This window comes from Aureimonas psammosilenae, assembly GCF_009176975.1.
GTDB classification, from domain to species: Bacteria; Pseudomonadota; Alphaproteobacteria; order Rhizobiales; family Rhizobiaceae; genus Plantimonas; species Plantimonas psammosilenae.
The window spans coordinates 244,486-262,953 of the sequence record NZ_WEZG01000002.1 but is presented as its reverse complement, the minus strand read 5'-3'; the positions used below and the strand labels follow the sequence as shown (position 1 = coordinate 262,953).

Below are 18,468 nucleotides of genomic sequence, written 5' to 3'. Positions count from 1 at the left end.
TATGACGGCACAGGCAACGGTTCATTCCCCGGCCCAGCACGGGCCGGACTTCGGCAAGGCGTTCAAGGATGCCCTGATCGCCGGCATCGTGGCGCTCGCCATCTTCGGGCCGCTCGTCGGCCTCGAAACCTCGCAGAACATGGCGAACGAGCTGATCGTCCAGAACAAGCTCGGCAACGCCCTGATCATCGTCGCGATCGTCTTCGTCGGGCGCTTTCTTCTGTCGGCCTTCGTGTTTCCCGCGCTCGCCTCGCGGCGCGAGAACAGGAAGCCGGTTTCGGCCGTGATCGCGGATGCCGAAGCGCGGCGCCTGCGCCACAAGCGGCTCTTCCGCGGCGGCATCGTGCTGCTCCTCCTTTACCCGGTGATCGTCGTGACGCTTTCCGGCGTCCAGGGCTCGATCAAGTGGGTCGACAATTTCGGCGTCCAGATCCTCATCTACGTGATGCTCGGCTGGGGCCTCAACATCGTGATCGGCCTCGCGGGCCTTCTCGACCTCGGCTATGTCGCCTTCTACGCGGTGGGCGCCTACAGCTACGCGCTTCTGGCCATCCACTACGACCTGTCGTTCTGGGTGCTTCTGCCGATTGCCGGCATCTTGGCGGCGACCTTCGGCATCCTCCTCGGCTTCCCGGTCTTGCGTCTTCGCGGCGATTATCTCGCCATCGTGACGCTGGCCTTCGGCGAGATCATCCGCCTCGTTCTCATCAACTGGCGCGAATTCACCGGCGGCGCGGCGGGCATCTCCTCGATCCCGAAGGTCACGCTGTTCGGCCTTTACACCTTCGACATGGGCGCCAGCAGCTTCGCGCGCGCCTTCGCGCTGCCGCCCTCTTCCGCTTATTACAAGATCTTCCTCTACTACCTCATCCTGGCTCTCGCCCTGTTCACGGCCTTCATCACGGTGCGGCTGCGCCGGATGCCGATCGGCCGTGCCTGGGAAGCGCTGCGCGAAGACGAGGTCGCCTGCCGTTCGCTCGGCATTAACACCACGAACACCAAGCTGACGGCCTTCGCCATCGGCGCGATGTTTGCAGGCTTCGCCGGCTCCTTCTTCGCCGCGCGCCAGGGCTTCGTGTCGCCGGAATCCTTCGTCTTCCTGGAATCCGTCGTGATCGTCGCGATCGTGGTTCTTGGCGGCATGGGCTCCATGGTGGGCGTCGCCATCGCCGCCGTGGTGATGATCGGCGGCTCCGAGATGCTGCGCGAGCTTTCCTTCCTGAAGGCCGTCTTCGGCAACGAGTTCAATCCAGACCATTATCGCATGTTCATTTTCGGCCTCGTCATGGTGGGCATCATGCTTTGGCGCCCGCGCGGTTTCGTTTCGGCTCGCCAGCCGACCGCCTTCCTGAAGGAACGCAAGGCCATCTCGGCCGATCTCGTGACGGAAGGGCACGGCTGATGGCCTTGTCCTGGGAAAAGGACCCGGTACTGCGGGTCGAGCACGTCACCATGCGCTTCGGCGGCCTGACGGCGGTGAAGGACCTGTCCTTCGTCGCCGGGCGCGGCGAGGTCACGGCTCTCATCGGCCCGAACGGTGCGGGAAAGACCACGGTCTTCAACTGCATCACCGGCTTCTACAAGCCGACATCGGGCATGTTCGCGCTTCATCACGCCGACGGCCAGGTGCATCTTCTGGAGCGGATGACGGATTTCCGTATCTCGCGCGTCGCGAAAGTGGCGCGCACCTTCCAAAACATCCGCCTCTTCGGCGGCATGACGGTGCTGGAGAACCTGCTCGTCGCGCAGCACACGCCCTTGATGCGCGCGTCGGGCATGACCTTCCTCGGCATCCTGGGGCTGAAGAGCTACCGCGACGCCGAGAAGCAGGCCGTGGAGCGCGCGCGCTACTGGCTGGAACAGACGCGGCTCATCGACCGCGCCGACGACCCGGCGGCGGACCTGCCCTATGGCGACCAGCGGCGGCTCGAGATTGCGCGCGCCATGTGCACCGAACCCGCGCTTCTCTGCCTCGACGAGCCGGCGGCGGGCCTCAACCCGCGCGAATCGGCGGAACTCAACAAGCTCCTTCTCGGCATCCGCGAGAAGCACGGCACGTCGCTTCTCCTGATCGAGCACGACATGAGCGTCGTGATGGAGATTTCCGATCACGTCGTGGTGCTGGAATACGGCACCAAGATTTCCGACGGCACGCCGGCCGAAGTGAAGAACGATCCGCGCGTGATCGCGGCCTATCTCGGCGTCGACGACGAGGAAGTGGAAAAGGTGGAGCATCAGCTCGATGCAATGACCGGCGAGGCCGTGCGATGAACGCGACCTCCACCGCTCCGCTGCTTTCGGTTCGCGGCGTCAAGACCTTCTACGGCAAGATCATCGCCCTGAAGGGCGTCGACGTGGAAGTGCGCCCCGGCGAAATCGTCACGCTGATCGGCGCCAACGGCGCCGGCAAGTCGACGCTGATGATGACCATCTTCGGCAATCCGCAGGCCCGCGAGGGTTCGGTCGTCTACAACGGCACCGACATCACCCGCCTGCCGCCCCACGAGATCGCGCGCCTTCGTGTCGCGCAGTCCCCGGAAGGCCGGCGCATCTTTCCGCGCATGACCGTTCTGGAAAATCTCCAGATGGGCGCTTCGCTCGACAAGCTGAAATATTTCGGCGAGGATTCGGAGCGCATGTTCACGCTCTTCCCCCGTTTGAAGGAGCGCATGAACCAGCGCGGCGGCACGTTGTCGGGCGGCGAGCAGCAGATGCTGGCCATCGCCCGCGCGCTGATGGCCCGGCCGAAGCTCCTGATGCTGGACGAGCCCTCGCTGGGCCTCGCCCCCCTCATCGTCAAGCAGATCTTCGACGCCATCCGCACGCTCAACCAGACGGAAGGGCTGACGGTCTTCCTGGTGGAGCAGAACGCCTATCACGCGCTGAAGCTCGCCCATCGCGGCTATGTGATGGTGAACGGCGTCATCACCATGAGCGGCACGGGCCGCGAGCTTCTGGAGAACCCGGAAGTCCGCGCCGCCTATCTGGAAGGCGGGCACTGAGGGTCACATGCAGGGTCTGATCTACGAAACGCCATCCGCATTCCCCTTTATCCTCGTCACCGTGATTCTGGGCGGTGGCGCGGCCTGGGCGACCGGCCGAAGCTGCGCGCAGACTTGGCGGGGGCAGGCCGTCCTTTTCTTCTACCTCCTGCTTCTCGGCATCGCGATCCGATTCATCCACTTCAGCGTTCTCGGCGACACGCTTCTGTCGCTGCACTACTATCTGGTGGATACGATCGTGATCGTCGCGATCGGTTTCTTCGCCTATCGCTACACGCGGACCAGCCAGATGGTCACGCAGTACCACTGGCTGAACGAGCGCTCCGGCCCCCTTTCCTGGCGGACGGTAACGACACCCGCAGAGAGCACCGGCCCTCTCACGAAATCTGGATGACAGCGGCTGAGCTTTGGACGAAGCTCATCCGAAAAACGTCATTCGATCATTGGTTCCAAATGCTTGGAACCGAAGCTGCAGCTAAACAACAGGGGTTACGCATGAAGAAACATCTGCTTTCAAGCGCCGCGCTCGTCGCTGGCCTGCTTCTGTCGGGCACGGCCTTCGCCGACATCAAGATCGGCGTCATGGGCCCGCTCACCGGCCCCAACGCCGCCTTCGGCGCGCAGCTCCAGAAGGGCGCCGAGCAGGCGGTCGCGGACATCAACGCCGCCGGCGGCATCAACGGCGAGAAACTTTCGCTCGAGCTCGGCGACGACGTGTCCGATCCCAAGCAGGGCGTTTCGGTCGCCAACAAGTTCGTGGGTGAAGGCGTGACCTTCGTGGTCGGCGCGTTCAACTCCGGCGTTTCGATCCCGGCCTCGGACGTCTTCGCCGAGAACAACATCCTCGAAGTGACCCCCGCCTCCACCAATCCGAAGTTCACCGACCGCGGTCTGACCAACGTGTTCCGCACCTGCGGCCGCGACGACCAGCAGGGCGCGGTGGCCGGCAAGTACATCGCCGAGAACTTCAAGGGCAAGAAGGTCGCGATCATCCACGACAAGACGCCCTACGGCCAGGGCCTCGCCGACGAGACCAAGAAGGCGATGAACGCCGCCGGCGACAAGGAAGTCATGTACGAAGGCGTCAATGTCGGCGACAAGGACTTCTCGGCGCTGATCTCCAAGATGAAGGCCGAGAAGGTCGATCTCATCTATTGGGGCGGCCTCCACACCGAAGCCGGCCTGATCGTCCGCCAGTCGGCCGACACGAGCTTCAAGCCCGCCTTCATGTCGGGCGACGGCATCACCTCGGACGAGTTCGCCACGATCGGCGGCCCGGCCGTGGAAGGCACGCTGATGACCTTCGGTCCGGACGCCACCAAGAACCCCGCCGCCGCCAACGTCGTGAAGACGTTCCGCGACGCCGGCTTCAACCCCGAGGCCTACACGCTCTACTCCTACGCGGCCGTTCAGGTCATCGCGGACGGCATCAAGAATGCCGGCTCCGCCGACCCGCAGAAGGTCGCGGAAGTGCTGCATGCCGGCAAGTCGATCGAAACGGTCATCGGCCCGATCGCCTATGACGAAAAGGGCGACCGCAAGGACCTGGACTACGTGATGTATGTCTGGAAGCCGAACGCGGACGGCAAGATCACCTACGCCGAACTCGGCAAGTAATGGCCTGACGCCTCGCAGGCGTCGTTCATCGAGCCGCCCCGGTCATGCCGGGGCGGTTTTTCTTTGCGGCGATGGCTGTCTGGTGGATCGGCTCAGAAGGAGGCCTGCAGGCCGACACGGAAGCCGGTCGGGCCGCTCGCATAGTCGATCTCGCAGCGCAGCGTCGCGGCCATGGCGGCGACGAGCTTGCGCCCGAGCCCCGTGCCGCGCGGCAGCGTGTCCGGCGCAAAGCCCGGCCCGTCGTCCTCCACCGTCAGGCGGAACCCCTCCCCGCTGGCGCCGAACAGGACGCGCACGTCGCCGGCCGAGCCCGGCGCATAGGCGTATTTGCAGGCATTGCTGACGAGTTCGTTCACGATCACCCCGACGGCCACGGCGCGGTCGGTCTTCAGCTTCAGGTCTTCCGCCTGAAGGCTGAGGCGGCGCGGGGCGGAGGGGATCGACCACGTGTCCTGAAGATCGGCCATCAGCGCCGAGAGATAATCGGCCATGTCCACCACCTCGACATCGTTCGAGGTGTAGAGCTTGCGATGGACCTGCGCGATCGCGAGAATGCGCTGCTGCGTCTGCTTCAGGGCGGCCTTGGCGGTCTCGTCGGTGAGCGCCGCGCCCTGCATGATGACGAAGGCCGACACCATCTGCAAACTGTTGGCGATGCGGTGGTTCACTTCCTTCAACAGCGTTTCGAGCCGCTGGTTGGTCTGCGCCAGCGCCGCCTGCGCCGCAGCCGCCTCGCGCTTCAGCGCAGCGCGATCAAGGGCTTGGTGGAAGGTCTGCGCGAGAAGGTCGAAGAACTCGTCGCCGATCGACTTCACCACATATTCCGTCGCGCCGGCCTGCAGGGCAGCCACCGCGATCCGGCTTTCCTCCGAACCCGTGACATAGACCACGGGCGGCAGGACCGGCAGGACTTCGGACAGGCGTTTCAGCGTCTGGAGACCGTCGACGCCCGGCATGTAATGGTCGATCGCCACGAGATCGAAAGCCTCGCCCAGAAGCCGTCTTTCGCCTTCGGGGCCCGACTGCGCGGTGGCGACATCGAAGCCGCGACGTTTCAGGTTGCGCGCCGCCAGATGGCAGAGGCCTTCGTCGTCGTCGATATAAAGGACGCGCGGCGGCTGGCCCATCAGGTGGCTTCCGGCTCCGGCACCTGGATGACCGACAGGAACAGGCCGAGCTGGCGGATCGCCTGCGCGAAGCTCTCGTAGTTCACCGGCTTGGTGATGTAGACATTGGCGCCGAGATCGTAACAGCGCTGGATCTCCACCTTGTCGTCCGTGGTGGTGAGAACCACGACCGGCGTGCGCTTCAACGGGCCGTCCGACTTCATGCGCGTCAGGATTTCCGTGCCGCTCATGTCCGGCAGGTTGAGGTCCAGGAGCACCATGGCAGGGCCGTTGCGGGCCGGGCCGTCGGCGGAATCGAAAAGATAGGCGAGCGCCGACGTGCCGTCGGTGAAGTGGCGGATCTCGTTGTTCACGCCGGCCCGGCGGATGTTCTTCTCGATCAGCCGGGCGTGGCCTTCGTCGTCCTCGATCATGACGATCGTGACCGAGCGATGCGTGCTGCTCAAATCCTCACCCCTCCTTCCGGGGACGGTATACGGCAGGCAGGACCAGGGTGAATGTCGAGCCCTTCCCGAGTTCCGATGCGCAAGAGATATTTCCACCAAGGCGGTAGGCGAGCGCGCGGACATGCGCAAGTCCGATCCCCTCGCCCGGCTGATCCTGCGCGCCGGAACGGCGGAAAAGATCGAAGACGCGGTCGTGATCGCGCGGGTCGATGCCGCGTCCGTTGTCGCGAACCGCGAAGACGACCCGCTCCCCCTCGCGCCGCCCTTCCACCGCGACGCGAACGGGCCGGGACGCGTCGCGATACTTCAAGGCGTTCTCGATGAGGTTGGAAAGGATCTGCTCCACCGCCAGCCGATCGCTGACGACGCCGGGAAGACGGTTCTCCACCTTGATCTCCGCCCCGATCTCGGACACGCGATGGGCAAGGCTCGCCGAGATGCCGTCCACGATCTCGCCGACCTTCAAGGCCTCGGGCGCGATCACCCTTCGCCCTTCGCGCGACAGGCGCAGGATGGCGTTGATCAGGCGATCCATCTTCTGCGTGGAGGAGCGGATGAAGCCGATGGCCTCGGGCAGATCTTCCCTCGCGGCGAGGCGCGCGTCCTCGGAAACGAGATGCGGGGCCTCCGCCTCCACCTTCTCCACCAGTTCCACGAGATAGCCGCGCGCCGCGTCCATCTCGCTGGTGAAGCCCATCACGTTGACGAGCGGCGAGCGAAGGTCATGGCTGACGATATAGGCGAAGCGCTGAATTTCGTCGTTGGCGCGCTGAAGATCGGCGGTGCGCGCTTCCACCGAGGCTTCCAGATTGTCGTTAAGTTCGGCCAGACTGTCTCGGGAACGCTTCAACTCGGCAAGGTTGCGCCGCACCGCCCAGAGCGTCCCACCGGCAAGAAGAAGAAGCATCACGCCGGCGATGCCGAGAATGACATAGGCATGGCCGAGGCTGGTGGATTGCGCGGCACTGCGCTCGGCCAGAAGCTTCTGCTCGTCGGCGACCATCTGGTTGGTGATGTCGCGAAGCTCGCGGATGACATCGGCCTGGCCGACCTCGGCAAAGGCGCTTTGCGCCGCTTCCGCCCCATCCACGCGTCGCCGCTCGAAGGAGCGGGCGACGGCGAGGCGCTGGCGCTCGACGCCGGCCCGCAAGAGTTCCACGCGGGACACCTGAACCGGATTGTCGGAAACCAGCGCTTCGATCGCCTCCAGAATGCCCGGCAGGCGCGCTTCGGTTTCCTCGAAGACGCGGAAGAACCGCTCGTCCGGCGTGATCAGGAAGCCGCGCCGCGCCGTTTCCACGCGCTCGGTCAGGGTGCGGATCTCGCCGAGCGTCAGTTCCACGCGGAAGGTATGGTTGACGAGGCGGCTCGTTTCTTGTGTGCGCTGAAAGCCCCAGGCGGCCGCCAGCACCGCAACGACGAGCGCCGCGAAGCCGAGCGTCACGCAAACAAGGACGATCCGCTCGAACGAACCCTCGCGGCGCATGGCAGTGGAACTCAAGCGCCCGCGCGCCGCCAGTTCGCCAGCGCCGGGTAAAGGGCGCGGTAATGCCCGTAGCCTTCCGTGAACGCCGCTTCCATGTCGGGCCTCGGCGAGAAGACGCGGGCGGTCGGCGGCTCGGGCATGACCTCGGCCGGATCGGCGCCGGTAGCCGCCACCATGCCGAGGCGGGCGGCGCCGAGAGCCGCGCCGAAATCGCCCGATGCCGGCAGCACGATCTCGCAGGACAAGGCGTTCGCCATCGCATCCAGCCAATAGGCCGAGCGCGAACCGGCGCCGACGGCGACGAGGCGCTTCACCGTGCCGACGCCGCCGCCCGCTTCCAGGCAGTCGCGCATAGAAAAGGCGACGCCTTCCAGAACCGCGCGAGTCATCGCGGCACGGTCCGTGGACGCTTCCAGCCCGACGAAGACGCCGCGAATGTCGGCATCGTTATGGGGCGTGCGCTCGCCGGAAAGATAAGGCAGGAACATGGTGCGGCCGGGGACTTCGCAGGCGTCGCCGAGCGGACCGGTGAGGTCGCCGGGCTTTTCCTTCAGAAGCTGGCTCAGCCATTCCACGCAAGCCGCGGCCGAAAGCGTCACGCCCATCTGGTGCCACGTCCTGGGGATGGCGTGGCAGAAGGTGTGGATCGCGGTTTCGGGCCGGGGCTGGTAGCTTTCCGACGCCGTGAAAAGAACGCCGGACGTGCCGAGCGACAGGAAGCCGGTGCCCGGCCGCACGACGCCGACGCCGCAGGCCGAGGCCGCGTTGTCGCCCCCGCCGCCCGCCACGACCACCGGCTCCATGCCCCATTCGGCGGCCAGCTCGCCGCGAAGCTTGCCGCTCACCTCCGTCCCCTCGACGAGCGAGGGCATATGCTCGCGCGACAGGCCGGTGCGCTCCAGCATCCGGTCGGACCACGAGCGCGCGGCCGTGTCGAGCCAGGACGTGCCGGCGGCGTCCGACATCTCGGACACCGCTTCGCCGGTCAGCCAAAGACGCAGGTAGTCCTTGGGCAGGAGGACGCGCCGCACCTTGGCGAAGATTTCCGGCTCGAAGCGCTGCACCCAGAGGAGTTTGGGGGCAGTGAAGCCCGGAAAGACGATATTGCCGGTGATCCACCGGCCTTCCTCGTCGTCGAGTTCGTGCGCCTCCGCGGCGCTTCGCGTATCGTTCCAGAGAATGCAGGGGCGCAGCACCTCGTCGCCGGCCCCCAGAATCGTCGCGCCATGCATATGGCCGGACAGCCCGATGCCGTGCACCGCCGCCACCGCGTGCGGGTTCTCCGCCTTCAGCTTCGCCATCGCCTCGCGACAGGCGGCGATCCAGCTCGCCGGGTCCTGTTCCGACCAGCCGAAATGCGGGCGCTCCACGGAAAGCGGCACGCTGACGGTGGCCACCGGCGCCTGGTTCTCATCGACGATCAGAACTTTGAGCGACGAGGTTCCGAGATCAAATCCGAGATAGTTCGCCATCGATTCCCCCAAGGCTCCCCGAAAGCTGTGTTTTCCAGCCTTCTTCCTAATCTTGGCGGCGAAACACAACGGGGGTGCGGCGGGAAATGCTTGGGGGCGGGTAGCCATGGGGCCGCCATTCGGCTAGCCGAACGAGGCAATCCATGTCGCAAGGAGCGGTGCCATGAGCCGCATCACCTATGTCAACGGCGCCTTCGTGCCCGAAGAAGAGGCGAAGGTCTCGATCTTCGACCGCGCTTTCCTGATGGCGGACGGCGTCTACGAGGTGACGACCGTGATCGGCGGCAAGCTGATCGACTTTCCCGGCCACATGGCGCGGTTGAAGCGCTCGCTGGGCGAATTGCGGATGGCGGTGCCGGCCGACGAAGCCGAGCTTCTCGCGATCCATCGCGAACTCGTGTCGCGCAACGCGCTGAACGAGGGCCTGATCTACCTTCAAGTGTCGCGCGGGGTCGCCGACCGCGACTTCCTGTTCCCGCCGGAAGGCACGCCGCCCGGCCTCGTCCTGTTCACGCAGGCGCTTCCCGTTCTCCATCGCGAAAGCGTGCGTCGCGGGTTGAAGGTCGCCTCCATGCCCGATCTTCGCTGGGCCCGGCGCGACATCAAGACCGTGCAGCTTCTCTACCCCTCGCTCGCCAAGACGGAGGCGAAAGCCAAGGGCGCAGACGATGCCTGGCTGGTGGACGATCAGGGCTTCGTCACCGAAGGCTCGTCCAACAACGCCTATATCGTGAAGGACGATAAGGTCAGAACGCGCGAGCTGTCGCATTCCCTCCTCCACGGCATTACCCGCGCCGCCGTGATGAGCTTCGCGGCGGCCGAAGGCATCTCCTTCGAGGAGCGCCCCTTCACGATCGCCGAAGCCAAGGACGCGGACGAAGCGTTCATCACCTCGGCTTCCGCCTTCGTGACGCCGGTGGTCTCCGTCGACGGTGCGCCCGTCGGCACCGGAGAGCCCGGCCCCGTGACCAAACGCCTGCGCGAGATCTATATCACCGAAAGCCTGAAGCGGGCCGTTTGACGCCCGCCCTCCCCGGCCGCCGGAGTCGCCTTGACCCGGCCGCGCCGACATTGGAACTTCACCTCATGACTTCGATTCGATCCATCTGCGTTTATTGCGGTTCTTCGCCGGGCCGCGACCCCGAGCATCTCCAGGCCGCGCGCATCCTCGGCACCGCCATGGGCGAGAACGGCATCCGCCTGATCTATGGCGGCGGCACCAGGGGGATCATGGGCGCGGTGTCCGACGCGGTTCTGGCGGCCGGCGGCGAGGTGACGGGCATCATCCCGCGCTTCCTGATCGACATGGAAGCCACCGAAAGAGAGCTGAAGCGGCTGGACGAGCTCGTGGTCACCGAGGACATGCACGAGCGCAAGCACAAGATGTTCGAGCGGTCGGACGCCTTCGTGGCGCTTCCCGGCGGCATCGGCACGCTGGAGGAGCTGGTGGAGATCATGACCTGGGGCCAGCTCGGCCGCCATTCCAAGCCCATCGCCATCGCCAATATCGCCGGCTTCTGGAACCCCTTCGCCAAGCTTCTGGACCATATGCGCGATGAGGGTTTCATCCACACCGCGCATCAGGTACGCCCGCTGGTGATCGACCGGGCCGAGGACATCGTGCCGGCGCTGAACCGCCATGCCCCGCCGCCGCACGAGCGCCAGGGCGAACCGAAGGTGATCGAGCGGCTTTAGTCAGGCTCGGCCCGCAGCCGCCGCACTTTCTTCCGCCCGCCGGGCCTTCCGGCTGTTCACCAACGACCAGACATAGATGCCGACGCCGGCCCAGATCAGGGCGAAGGCGACGAGCTGGGCGCGCGAGAAGGGCTCGCCGAACACGAACACGGCGGTGAGGAAGATCATGGTCGGCGCGAGATATTGCAGGATGCCGATCGTGGCATATTGCAGCCGCTTGGCGCCGGCCGCGTAGAGGATCAGCGGCAAGGCCGTGATCGCGCCGGTGCCGAAAAGGAGAAGCCAGTCGAAGCCCTCAGGCACGTAATGGCGCGGCCCCTCCGGTAAGGCCATCGCGATCAGCACGGCAGCGGGCAGCGCCAGGATCAGCACCTCGATGAAGAAGCCTTCGGCGGGCGCGAAGGGCATGGCCTTGCGCAGGAGACCGTAGGTGCCGAAGGACAAAGCGAGGACGATGGAGATCCAGGGCAGTCCGCCGGCCTGGAAGGTGAGGATCAAAACCGCCGCGAAGGCGAGAAGGATCGCGACGCCCTGAAGCCGCGTCGGACGCTCACGTAGAAAGACCGCTCCCAGAAGCACGTTCACCAGCGGATTGATGTAATAGCCGAGCGCCGCATCCACCGCGCGATCGGTGATGATCGCGTAGACATAGGTGCTCCAGTTCAAGGTGATGAGCGCCGCCGTGGTCGCGCCCATCGCCACGAGGCGCGGCGAGCGGAGCTTCGCGAGTGCTTGCCTCAACGCGCCGCTACACCAGAGAATCGCGACCGCGACGGGAAGCGACCAGACGATCCGGTGCCCGACGATCTCCATCGGCGGAACATGGGACAACGCCTTCATGTAGAGCGGCAGGATCAGGCCCCAGATCAGATAGGCCGATAGGGCATAAAGCAGCCCCTGCGAGGTTTCGTTGGTTTCGGCAGGCATGGCACGCTCGCTGGGAACTCGTCCGCCTGCCTTCTACAACCCGGCCCCGCCGCCCGACACCCGAATTTCGGTCATGTCACGCATTCACGTTCGTGATGCGAAAGCGTCCGTCGCACGCAAAAGCCGATCGCGGATACCGGGCTCGGTCGCGGCATGGCCGGCATCCTCGATCATGTGGAACTCCGCTTCCGGCAAGGCGCGGTGGAGGTCCCATGCGGTGACGGCCGGCGTCGCCAGATCGTAGCGCCCCTGCACGATCACCGTCGGGATGGCCGACAGGCGGCCGGCGTCGCGCAGAAGCTGCCCTTCCTGCAGCCAGCCGGCATGAACGAAGTAATGGTTCTCGATGCGCGCGAAGGCAACCGCGAAGTCCTCGTCGCCGAAGGCGTCGCTGACGGAAGGGTCGGGCAGAAGCGTCAAGGTTTCGCCTTCCCAGCGGCTCCATGCCTTCGCCGCCTCGATCCGGGCGGCACGGTCCTCACCGACCAGCCGCTTGCGATAAGCCGCCATCAGGTCGCCGCGCTCGTCAACCGGAATGGGCGCGAGGAAGCGTTCCCACTTTTCCGGAAAGAGGTTGGAGGCGCCTTCCTGATAATACCATTCGAGTTCGAACCGACGCAGGGTGAAGATGCCCCGCAGCACGAGTTCGCTGACGCGCTCGGTGTGGGTTTCGGCATAAGCGAGCGCGAGGGCCGAGCCCCAGGAGCCGCCGAAGACCTGCCAGCGCTCCACGCCCGCCATCTCGCGCAGGCGCTCGATATCGGCCACGAGATGCCAGGTCGTGTTGGCGCTGAGTTCCGCGTGGGGCGTCGAGCGCCCGCAGCCGCGCTGGTCGAAGAGGAGCACGTCGTAGCGCTTAGGGTCGAAGAAGCGGCGATGCGTTTGCGTGCATCCGCCGCCCGGGCCGCCATGCAGGAACACGGCGGGCTTGGCGCCCGGCGTGCCGCAGCGCTCCCAATAGATGCGATGACCCTCGCCGACATCGAGATGGCCGGAAGCATAGGGGTCGATCGGTGGATACAGCGGACGAAGGTCGCTCATGGTCGTCCCTTCGGCCATTGGCCGTCCGTGTCGTGGTCGGGATGCTGGTAGGACTCGATCGTGGACAGGTACGAGGCATTCTCCAGATCGCCCATCGTGTCGCGTCGCGGCACGGTGTCGAGCGCGCCGACGAAGGGCAGTTCCTCCTCGGTCCCGAACTGGATCTCCGGGGCGAGTGCGGACGGATCGTCGAAGGCGCCGATGGCCAGCGCGATCCCGTCCGGGGCCTCGTAGGTCAGCGGCGTGCCGCATTCGGGGCAGAAGCCGCGCAGCACGTGGTTGGAGGATCGGAAGCGCTTCGGCTCGCTCCGCGTCCAGACCACGCCTTCGGTGCTGACGAGAGCGGCGAAGAAGTTGCCGAAAGCCTTCTGGCACATGCGGCAATGGCAGATCGATGCCTTCCCGAGCGCGCCTTCAATGCGAAAACGCACCGCGCCGCACTGGCAGCCGCCGGTATGGACGGGTCGGTTGTCGAGGCTCATTGCGCGGTCCCCTTTCCGAGTTCAGCGGCGAAACGGTCGGTGGCGGCCACGAGTTCGTCGAGAATGCCGCTTTCGGAAAAAGCGTGGCCCGCCCCTTCCACGAGCCGGAAATCGGCATCCGGCCATGCCTTGGCCAGCGCATGGGCGGTGGCGGGCGGCGTCACCATGTCGAAACGGCCCTGGACGATCACGCCCGGAATGCCCCCCAAGCGATGCGCCTCCGCCAGAAGCTGGCCTTCCGCCAGCCAAAGGCGGTGATAAACGAAATGGTTCTCGATCCGGGAGAAAGCGACCGTCGCGGGGCCGGCGGACAAGGGCGCGCTCGCCGCCGCCGAGCCGCGCAAGGCCACGAGGCGGCGCTCCCATCCAGCCCAAGCGGAAGCAGCTTCCTCGCGCACCCGCGCATCCTCATGCGACAACCGGGCATGGAAAGCCGCGACGATGTCGCCCCGTTCGTCCGTTGGAAGGGGCGTCAGGAAACGCTCCCAATGGTCGGGAAACATCGTGGCCGCGCCCCCACCATAGAACCAGTCGAGTTCCTGTTTCCGGCCGGTGAAGACGCCGCGCAGCACCATGGCCGCAACGCGTTCGGGATGAGCCTCGGCATAGGCGATCGCCAGCGTCGCGCCCCAGGACCCGCCGAAGACAAGCCACCGTTCCACCCCCGCCATCTCGCGCAAGCGCTCGATATCGGCGACGAGATGGGCCGTGGTGTTGGCCTCCAAGCTTCCGAGCGGCGTGGAGCGGCCGGAGGCGCGCTGGTCGAACAGAAGCACGTCGTAGCGCGCCGGATCGAACAAGCGACGATGATGCGGCGAGGACCCACTGCCCGGACCGCCATGCAGGAACACCGCCGGCAGGGCGCCGGGCGTGCCGCAGCGCTCCCAGTAAAGCTCGTGGCCTTCGCCGACGGAAAGGCGGCCCGTCGCGTAGGGCTCGATCGGCGGATAAGGCTTCGTGACGGGTGGCAAGGAAGAAATCAGACTTTCATGACATTCGACGGATAGCGGGCGATGGTGGCGTCCGCCGTCAGGAAGATCAGCCCCTCGACGCGCGACTGCGCCAGAAGCAGGCGGTCGAACGGATCGCCGTGAATGGGCGGCAGGTCGCGAACGCCAAGGACGTGGGCGGCGGTGACCTCAAGCTCGCGATAACCGCTGGCGAGGAGGCCATCTCTCAAGAGCGCGCCTTCCCCTTTGATCCCTTCGCGTCCGAGCGACGTCTTGATGACGAACTCCCAGATGCTGACGACGCTGAAGAAGAGTTCGTTGTCCGTATCCTCCATCGCGGTGATGACCGTCTTGGGCAGACGGCTCCCTTCCGCCGCCCAGATCAGGATGTGAGTGTCGAGAAGAAGCTTCAAAGCTCGCCTTCGAACATCTGGCGGATTTCGTCGGCATACATCGTGTCGAAGTCGTCCGGCACGGAAAACTGCCCGACCATGAAGCCGATGCGCGGCGGCTTCTCCGCCGGGGCGGCCTCCTCGACGGGCACGACCTTCACCAAGGGCTTGCCGGCCCGCGCGATCACGAAGGGTTCGCCCTTGGAGGCTTGATCCACCAGACGCGACAGATGCGTCTTGGCTTCGTGCATGTTCACCGTGCGCATGGGTATCCTCGATTTAGAGCGCCTAACAAAACCTCGCGGGGTCGGCTGGCCGGGTCTTTTCGTCGCCCGCTTCGTTGCCAATCCTCGCCGATGCCGCCGGCATCGACTGCGTTTGGCGCCTCGCGGGACAACGAAAATCCTCCAGCCATCCTCCGCCCGGAGGTATTGTTAGGCACTCTTAGTCCACCGAACTTAGTCCGCTTGGTTCACCTTCACAATGCCGCCGCTCAAACCTTAGCCTCCCAGGTCGTCACCCGCTCGCCGCTGGCCGGGTCCTTGCCGTCCTTGAGCTGGATGCCCTTTTCGGTGAGTTCAGTGCGGATCGCGTCCGCTGCGGCGAAGTCTTTCGCCTTCAGCTTTTCCAGCCTGTCCGCGATCCGCGCTTCGATCTCACCCGGCGACAGCGCCAGTTCGACGCGAACCGGGGAAAGGTCGAGCCCGATCAGCGCGGCACTCGCCTTCAAGGCGGCCGGATCGCTGCGGCGAAGGGCGTGAAGCTCGGCGATGGCGGCGGAGCTCGCCAGATCGTCGCTGAGCGCAGCGACGAAGGCCTCGCTGGGCCGCCCGTCGCCCGCGCCCTCCGTGGCGCGACGCCATCCGGTCAGGAGTTCTTCGGCCTCTTCCAAGCGCTTCACCGAGAAGTCGATCGGCTCGCGGTAATGCGTCATCAGCATGGCGAGGCGCAGCACCGCGCCCGGCCAGCGCCGGCCGCCGAAGGCATCCGTTTCCAGAAGGTCGTGGATGGTGACGAAGTTGCCTTCCGACTTCGACATCTTGCGCCCTTCCACCTGCACGAAACCGTTGTGCAGCCAGATCTCGGCCATGGAATGCGTGCCATGGGCGCAGCGCGACTGGGCGATCTCGTTCTCGTGGTGCGGGAAGATCAGGTCGAGCCCGCCGCCGTGGATGTCGAAGACGGGGCCGAGATAGGCTTCCGACATCACCGAGCATTCGATGTGCCAGCCGGGTCGGCCGCGCCCCCAGGGGCTGTCCCAGCCGGGCTCGTTCTCGTCGGACAGCTTCCACAGCACGAAATCGGCGGGGTTGCGCTTGTGGGCTTCCACCGCGACGCGCGCGCCGGCCTGCTGATCCTCCAGACGGCGGCGCGACAGGGCGCCGTATTCCGGCATGGAGCCGACATCGAACAGGACCTCGCCGGCCGCCTCGTAGGCGTGGCCGCGCGCGATCAGCGTTTGGATCATAGAGACCATGTCCGGCGAGCCGTCGCCGCGCGGGATCACGAAGGCGGTGGCGCGGGGCTCCACCGTCGGGGAAAGGCAGCCGAGCGCCGCCGCGTCCCGGCCGAAGCGCTCGGCGGTCGGGCCGGTGACGCGGGCGATCGCCTCGTTCAGCGGCAGGCCCGGAAAATCGCGCACGGCCCGCGCGTTGATCTTGTCGTCCACGTCCGTAATGTTGCGGACATAGGTCACCGCCGCCTCACCGTAGAGATGGCGAAGCAGGCGGAACAGAACGTCGAAGACGATCACCGGCCGCGCATTGCCGATATGGGCGAAGTCGTAGACCGTCGGGCCGCAGACATACATCCGCACGCGCCGATCCGCCTCGGCGAGACCGGCGTCGCGCCAATCGAGCGGGTGAAACGCCTCCTTCGCCCGCGTCATCGTGTTGGTCAGGGTCAGGCCGCGAAAGCCGTCGTCCATGTCAAGGTCTCCGAAGCGCCGTTTCGGCGCGGCCTTATCCGTCGCCTGCCGCTAACCAAAAAGCGCGGCGATGGCAAACATCGTTCACAAAAGAATAACAAACGAAACCTAGCCGTGTTTAACTTCTCCTTGTGGCGGCGCTGCAACGACACCTGAATGTGAAAGATAAAATTATCCATGTTTAGCTGGCGTTCACCTCGTGCCGCTAAACTGTCTAAATCATCCGCTTTCCTACACCCATCGCGGCAGAAGCCGCAGCGAATTGGGAGAAGAACCATGTCGAAGAACGTCATTCAGTTCCGATCGAAGAGCCAGCGCGAGAAGGAAGTCGATCTACTTGCGAAGTATCGCGAGATCGGCATCGCCGCGATCGCCGGCGCGAACCAGACGTTCTCCAAGAAGAAGGCCGCGCCGCAGCCGCGCCGCGTCGCCGCCCACTACGACTGATCTTCGAACGACGGACCGCCATTCATGGCGCAAGGCGGCCAGCGCGCACGCCCTCGCCTTGCTCCAGCCGAGAAACGCGCCACATCACGGCGCGATGACTCGAACACCTATCCTCGGCACGTCGGCCTGCATCTTCCGCGCCGGCCAGATCCTTCTCGTGGAACGCCGCAACGCGCCGTTCCAGGGCAAGCTGAGCCTGCCCGGCGGCCGCGTCGAGTTCGGCGAACATCTGGCGGCGGCCGTTTCGCGGGAAGTGCGCGAGGAAACCGGCCTCGCCGTGGACCGCTTCACGTTTTTCTGCCTGCATGAAGCCATCGAAGACGACGTGCATGTCGTGATCGCCGTCCACCGGGCGAGCGAGGCCCTGCGACCCGGCGTAGAGCCGGTGGCGGCGGACGACGCCCTGTCGGTTCGCTTCGTCGCGGTCGAAGAACTCGTGGCGTTGGAGGCGGCCGATCGGTTGACGTCGGGCTTGCGGCGGATCGTGGAAAGCGCTCATCGCGAGCATCTTCTCGGCATCTGACCGCCTTTGCCGATGCTTGTTGCGCGAATGGCGCAGGAAGGCCGAGATCGCGGCCCCGGCCCATACAGGTCTTGCATTTGTTTTAACGGGAGCGGAGAGCTTGCTGCAATGCACAGGTCTCGAATCCTCGTCTCGGGCATTCTCGCCGCGTCGGTCGCGATGGCGTGCGGCGACGTGCATGCCCAAGGCTCCGCCAAGACCGAAGCCGCTCCCGCTGTTGCCGCCGCGCCGGTGAAGCCGGTCGAGGCACCCTTCATGAAGCCGCTCTCGCGTTTGGCGAACATCCTCGGCTCGGTGCATTTCCTGCGCGGCCTTTGCGGCGACGAGCAGGCGGGCCTTTGGCGCGAGCGGATGAACGACCTTCTTACAGCGCAATCGCCGGCCGCGCCCGACCGCGAAGCGCTGGTCGCCAGCTTCAACAACGGCTACCGGGCCTTCGCCTCCGTGTATCGCCGCTGCACCCCTGCCGCGCGGCTCGCGGCCTCCCGCTACCAGAAGGAAGGGGCGGATCTCAGCCGCGATATCGCAGCCCGCTATGGAAATTAACGCTTCCACCAAGGATCGTCGCATTCTCCCGCTCGCGGGGCGACGGTTCGTGATAGGAGCTTAACGCTGAATGAAGCCGCAAGGCCGAATGAGAGGAATACTCATGATCGATCCGCAGAACGTCGAGCTCGATGCGATGATCGAGGCGGAAAAGAAGCAAGTCGCCTTCGAATATCACAGCGAAGCCTGGGCCGACGGGATTTCGGACGGTATCGAGGCGGAGATTCTGGCCGAGACCGCCATCTCCACCGCCTTGACCGAACTCGTTCGCCTGCATGGCGAGGACACCGTGATCGCCATGGTCGACGGCCTTCGCGAGCGTATTCAGCACGGCGAGTTCCGACCCGACCGCAATCTTCATTGACGCCGCCCTGCCCTTCACGGGCAG

Annotated in this window: 22 protein-coding genes; 11 read left to right on the top strand and 11 right to left on the bottom strand. The window is 65.5% G+C overall.

The genetic code is table 11. The annotated features are described in order from the left end of the window. Position 1 precedes the first annotated feature (1 nt). From livM to F9929_RS04985, 5 genes are all read left to right on the top strand, one after another. The gene (livM, locus tag F9929_RS05005) at positions 2-1,402 is read left to right on the top strand and encodes a high-affinity branched-chain amino acid ABC transporter permease LivM (RefSeq protein WP_152045444.1); all 1,401 of its coding nucleotides are present in this window, start codon (positions 2-4) and stop codon (positions 1,400-1,402) included. Beyond that, positions 1,402-2,271: an ABC transporter ATP-binding protein gene (locus tag F9929_RS05000; RefSeq protein ID WP_152045443.1), complete on the top strand. Its 870-nt coding sequence runs from the start codon at positions 1,402-1,404 to the stop codon at positions 2,269-2,271. Before livM ends, F9929_RS05000 begins: the two co-directional genes overlap by 1 nt. Further along, entirely contained in the window at positions 2,268-3,002 is a 735-nt protein-coding gene (locus F9929_RS04995) for an ABC transporter ATP-binding protein (protein WP_152045442.1), read from the top strand. Before F9929_RS05000 ends, F9929_RS04995 begins: the two co-directional genes overlap by 4 nt. A gap of 7 nt (positions 3,003-3,009) precedes the next feature. Next, the gene (locus F9929_RS04990) at positions 3,010-3,396 is read left to right on the top strand and encodes a DUF6867 family protein (protein ID WP_152045441.1); all 387 of its coding nucleotides are present in this window, start codon (positions 3,010-3,012) and stop codon (positions 3,394-3,396) included. A 101-nt stretch (positions 3,397-3,497) separates the two neighbouring features. Then, a complete protein-coding gene (locus F9929_RS04985; RefSeq protein WP_152045440.1) occupies positions 3,498-4,619 on the top strand; it encodes a branched-chain amino acid ABC transporter substrate-binding protein in 1,122 nt (373 codons plus the stop codon). 92 nt (positions 4,620-4,711) lie between these two features. Here F9929_RS04985 and F9929_RS04980 read toward each other — a convergent pair whose 3' ends face one another. From F9929_RS04980 to xylB, 4 genes are read right to left on the bottom strand one after another with little or no spacing between them, the layout of a single operon-like run. Continuing rightward, positions 4,712-5,746: a sensor histidine kinase gene (locus tag F9929_RS04980; RefSeq protein ID WP_152045439.1), complete on the bottom strand. Its 1,035-nt coding sequence runs from the start codon at positions 5,744-5,746 to the stop codon at positions 4,712-4,714. Beyond that, complete coding sequence (locus F9929_RS04975; RefSeq protein WP_152045777.1) at positions 5,746-6,159, bottom strand: response regulator; 414 nt, start codon at positions 6,157-6,159, stop codon at positions 5,746-5,748. Before F9929_RS04975 ends, F9929_RS04980 begins: the two co-directional genes overlap by 1 nt. A 37-nt stretch (positions 6,160-6,196) precedes the next feature. Further along, positions 6,197-7,693, bottom strand: a complete 1,497-nt coding sequence (locus F9929_RS04970; protein WP_210251303.1) for a sensor histidine kinase — start codon at positions 7,691-7,693, stop codon at positions 6,197-6,199. Next, the gene (gene xylB / locus F9929_RS04965) at positions 7,690-9,150 is read right to left on the bottom strand and encodes a xylulokinase (RefSeq protein WP_152045438.1); all 1,461 of its coding nucleotides are present in this window, start codon (positions 9,148-9,150) and stop codon (positions 7,690-7,692) included. Before xylB ends, F9929_RS04970 begins: the two co-directional genes overlap by 4 nt. Positions 9,151-9,313: 163 nt before the next feature. On the opposite strand from xylB, the gene F9929_RS04960 reads away from it, so the two are divergent. Continuing rightward, positions 9,314-10,171, top strand: coding sequence for a D-amino-acid transaminase (locus F9929_RS04960; RefSeq protein ID WP_152045437.1), 858 nt, complete (start codon positions 9,314-9,316; stop codon positions 10,169-10,171). Between the two features lie 65 nt (positions 10,172-10,236). Next, positions 10,237-10,845: an LOG family protein gene (locus tag F9929_RS04955; protein ID WP_152045436.1), complete on the top strand. Its 609-nt coding sequence runs from the start codon at positions 10,237-10,239 to the stop codon at positions 10,843-10,845. Here F9929_RS04955 and rarD read toward each other — a convergent pair whose 3' ends face one another. The 7 genes from rarD to cysS form a co-directional block, all read right to left on the bottom strand. Beyond that, positions 10,846-11,772, bottom strand: coding sequence for an EamA family transporter RarD (rarD, locus tag F9929_RS04950; protein ID WP_152045435.1), 927 nt, complete (start codon positions 11,770-11,772; stop codon positions 10,846-10,848). An 84-nt stretch (positions 11,773-11,856) separates the two neighbouring features. Continuing rightward, a complete protein-coding gene (pip, locus tag F9929_RS04945) occupies positions 11,857-12,813 on the bottom strand; it encodes a prolyl aminopeptidase (RefSeq protein ID WP_152045434.1) in 957 nt (318 codons plus the stop codon). Beyond that, complete coding sequence (locus F9929_RS04940; protein ID WP_152045433.1) at positions 12,810-13,295, bottom strand: GFA family protein; 486 nt, start codon at positions 13,293-13,295, stop codon at positions 12,810-12,812. Before F9929_RS04940 ends, pip (F9929_RS04945) begins: the two co-directional genes overlap by 4 nt. Continuing rightward, positions 13,292-14,266, bottom strand: coding sequence for a prolyl aminopeptidase (gene pip, locus F9929_RS04935; protein ID WP_152045432.1), 975 nt, complete (start codon positions 14,264-14,266; stop codon positions 13,292-13,294). The genes F9929_RS04940 and pip (F9929_RS04935) overlap by 4 nt, the downstream gene beginning before the upstream one ends. 8 nt (positions 14,267-14,274) lie before the next feature. Further along, positions 14,275-14,658: a type II toxin-antitoxin system VapC family toxin gene (locus F9929_RS04930; protein WP_152045431.1), complete on the bottom strand. Its 384-nt coding sequence runs from the start codon at positions 14,656-14,658 to the stop codon at positions 14,275-14,277. Next, on the bottom strand, positions 14,655-14,903 hold the full coding sequence (locus tag F9929_RS04925; RefSeq protein WP_152045430.1) for a type II toxin-antitoxin system Phd/YefM family antitoxin: 249 nt from the start codon (positions 14,901-14,903) through the stop codon (positions 14,655-14,657). Before F9929_RS04925 ends, F9929_RS04930 begins: the two co-directional genes overlap by 4 nt. A 227-nt stretch (positions 14,904-15,130) precedes the next feature. Continuing rightward, complete coding sequence (cysS, locus tag F9929_RS04920; RefSeq protein WP_152045429.1) at positions 15,131-16,564, bottom strand: cysteine--tRNA ligase; 1,434 nt, start codon at positions 16,562-16,564, stop codon at positions 15,131-15,133. Positions 16,565-16,840: 276 nt separating this feature from the next. Here cysS and F9929_RS23905 point away from each other — a divergent pair, with 276 nt between their 5' ends. From F9929_RS23905 to F9929_RS04905, 4 genes are all read left to right on the top strand, one after another. Beyond that, entirely contained in the window at positions 16,841-17,011 is a 171-nt protein-coding gene (locus F9929_RS23905) for a hypothetical protein (RefSeq protein WP_193227616.1), read from the top strand. 94 nt (positions 17,012-17,105) lie between these two features. Further along, on the top strand, positions 17,106-17,534 hold the full coding sequence (locus tag F9929_RS04915; RefSeq protein WP_152045428.1) for an NUDIX hydrolase: 429 nt from the start codon (positions 17,106-17,108) through the stop codon (positions 17,532-17,534). Between the two features lie 108 nt (positions 17,535-17,642). After that, positions 17,643-18,080, top strand: coding sequence for a TIGR02301 family protein (locus F9929_RS04910; protein WP_193227615.1), 438 nt, complete (start codon positions 17,643-17,645; stop codon positions 18,078-18,080). Positions 18,081-18,183: 103 nt separating this feature from the next. Beyond that, a complete protein-coding gene (locus F9929_RS04905) occupies positions 18,184-18,444 on the top strand; it encodes a hypothetical protein (RefSeq protein ID WP_152045427.1) in 261 nt (86 codons plus the stop codon). Positions 18,445-18,468 lie beyond the last annotated feature (24 nt).

Bases quoted from the DNA above. Each gene is read 5' to 3' on its own strand.
- livM (WP_152045444.1), top strand. From the start codon at position 2: ATGACGGCACAGGCAACGGTTCATTCCCCGGCCCAGCACGGGCCGGAC.
- F9929_RS05000 (WP_152045443.1), top strand. From the start codon at position 1,402: ATGGCCTTGTCCTGGGAAAAGGACCCGGTACTGCGGGTCGAGCACGTC.
- F9929_RS04995 (WP_152045442.1), top strand. From the start codon at position 2,268: ATGAACGCGACCTCCACCGCTCCGCTGCTTTCGGTTCGCGGCGTCAAG.
- F9929_RS04990 (WP_152045441.1), top strand. From the start codon at position 3,010: ATGCAGGGTCTGATCTACGAAACGCCATCCGCATTCCCCTTTATCCTC.
- F9929_RS04985 (WP_152045440.1), top strand. From the start codon at position 3,498: ATGAAGAAACATCTGCTTTCAAGCGCCGCGCTCGTCGCTGGCCTGCTT.
- F9929_RS04980 (WP_152045439.1), bottom strand. From the start codon at position 5,746: ATGGGCCAGCCGCCGCGCGTCCTTTATATCGACGACGACGAAGGCCTC.
- F9929_RS04975 (WP_152045777.1), bottom strand. From the start codon at position 6,159: ATGATCGAGGACGACGAAGGCCACGCCCGGCTGATCGAGAAGAACATC.
- xylB (WP_152045438.1), bottom strand. From the start codon at position 9,150: ATGGCGAACTATCTCGGATTTGATCTCGGAACCTCGTCGCTCAAAGTT.
- F9929_RS04960 (WP_152045437.1), top strand. From the start codon at position 9,314: ATGAGCCGCATCACCTATGTCAACGGCGCCTTCGTGCCCGAAGAAGAG.
- F9929_RS04955 (WP_152045436.1), top strand. From the start codon at position 10,237: ATGACTTCGATTCGATCCATCTGCGTTTATTGCGGTTCTTCGCCGGGC.
- rarD (WP_152045435.1), bottom strand. From the start codon at position 11,772: ATGCCTGCCGAAACCAACGAAACCTCGCAGGGGCTGCTTTATGCCCTA.
- pip (WP_152045434.1), bottom strand. From the start codon at position 12,813: ATGAGCGACCTTCGTCCGCTGTATCCACCGATCGACCCCTATGCTTCC.
- F9929_RS04940 (WP_152045433.1), bottom strand. From the start codon at position 13,295: ATGAGCCTCGACAACCGACCCGTCCATACCGGCGGCTGCCAGTGCGGC.
- F9929_RS04925 (WP_152045430.1), bottom strand. From the start codon at position 14,903: ATGCGCACGGTGAACATGCACGAAGCCAAGACGCATCTGTCGCGTCTG.
- cysS (WP_152045429.1), bottom strand. From the start codon at position 16,564: ATGGACGACGGCTTTCGCGGCCTGACCCTGACCAACACGATGACGCGG.
- F9929_RS23905 (WP_193227616.1), top strand. From the start codon at position 16,841: ATGTCGAAGAACGTCATTCAGTTCCGATCGAAGAGCCAGCGCGAGAAG.
- F9929_RS04915 (WP_152045428.1), top strand. From the start codon at position 17,106: ATGACTCGAACACCTATCCTCGGCACGTCGGCCTGCATCTTCCGCGCC.
- F9929_RS04910 (WP_193227615.1), top strand. From the start codon at position 17,643: ATGCACAGGTCTCGAATCCTCGTCTCGGGCATTCTCGCCGCGTCGGTC.
- F9929_RS04905 (WP_152045427.1), top strand. From the start codon at position 18,184: ATGATCGATCCGCAGAACGTCGAGCTCGATGCGATGATCGAGGCGGAA.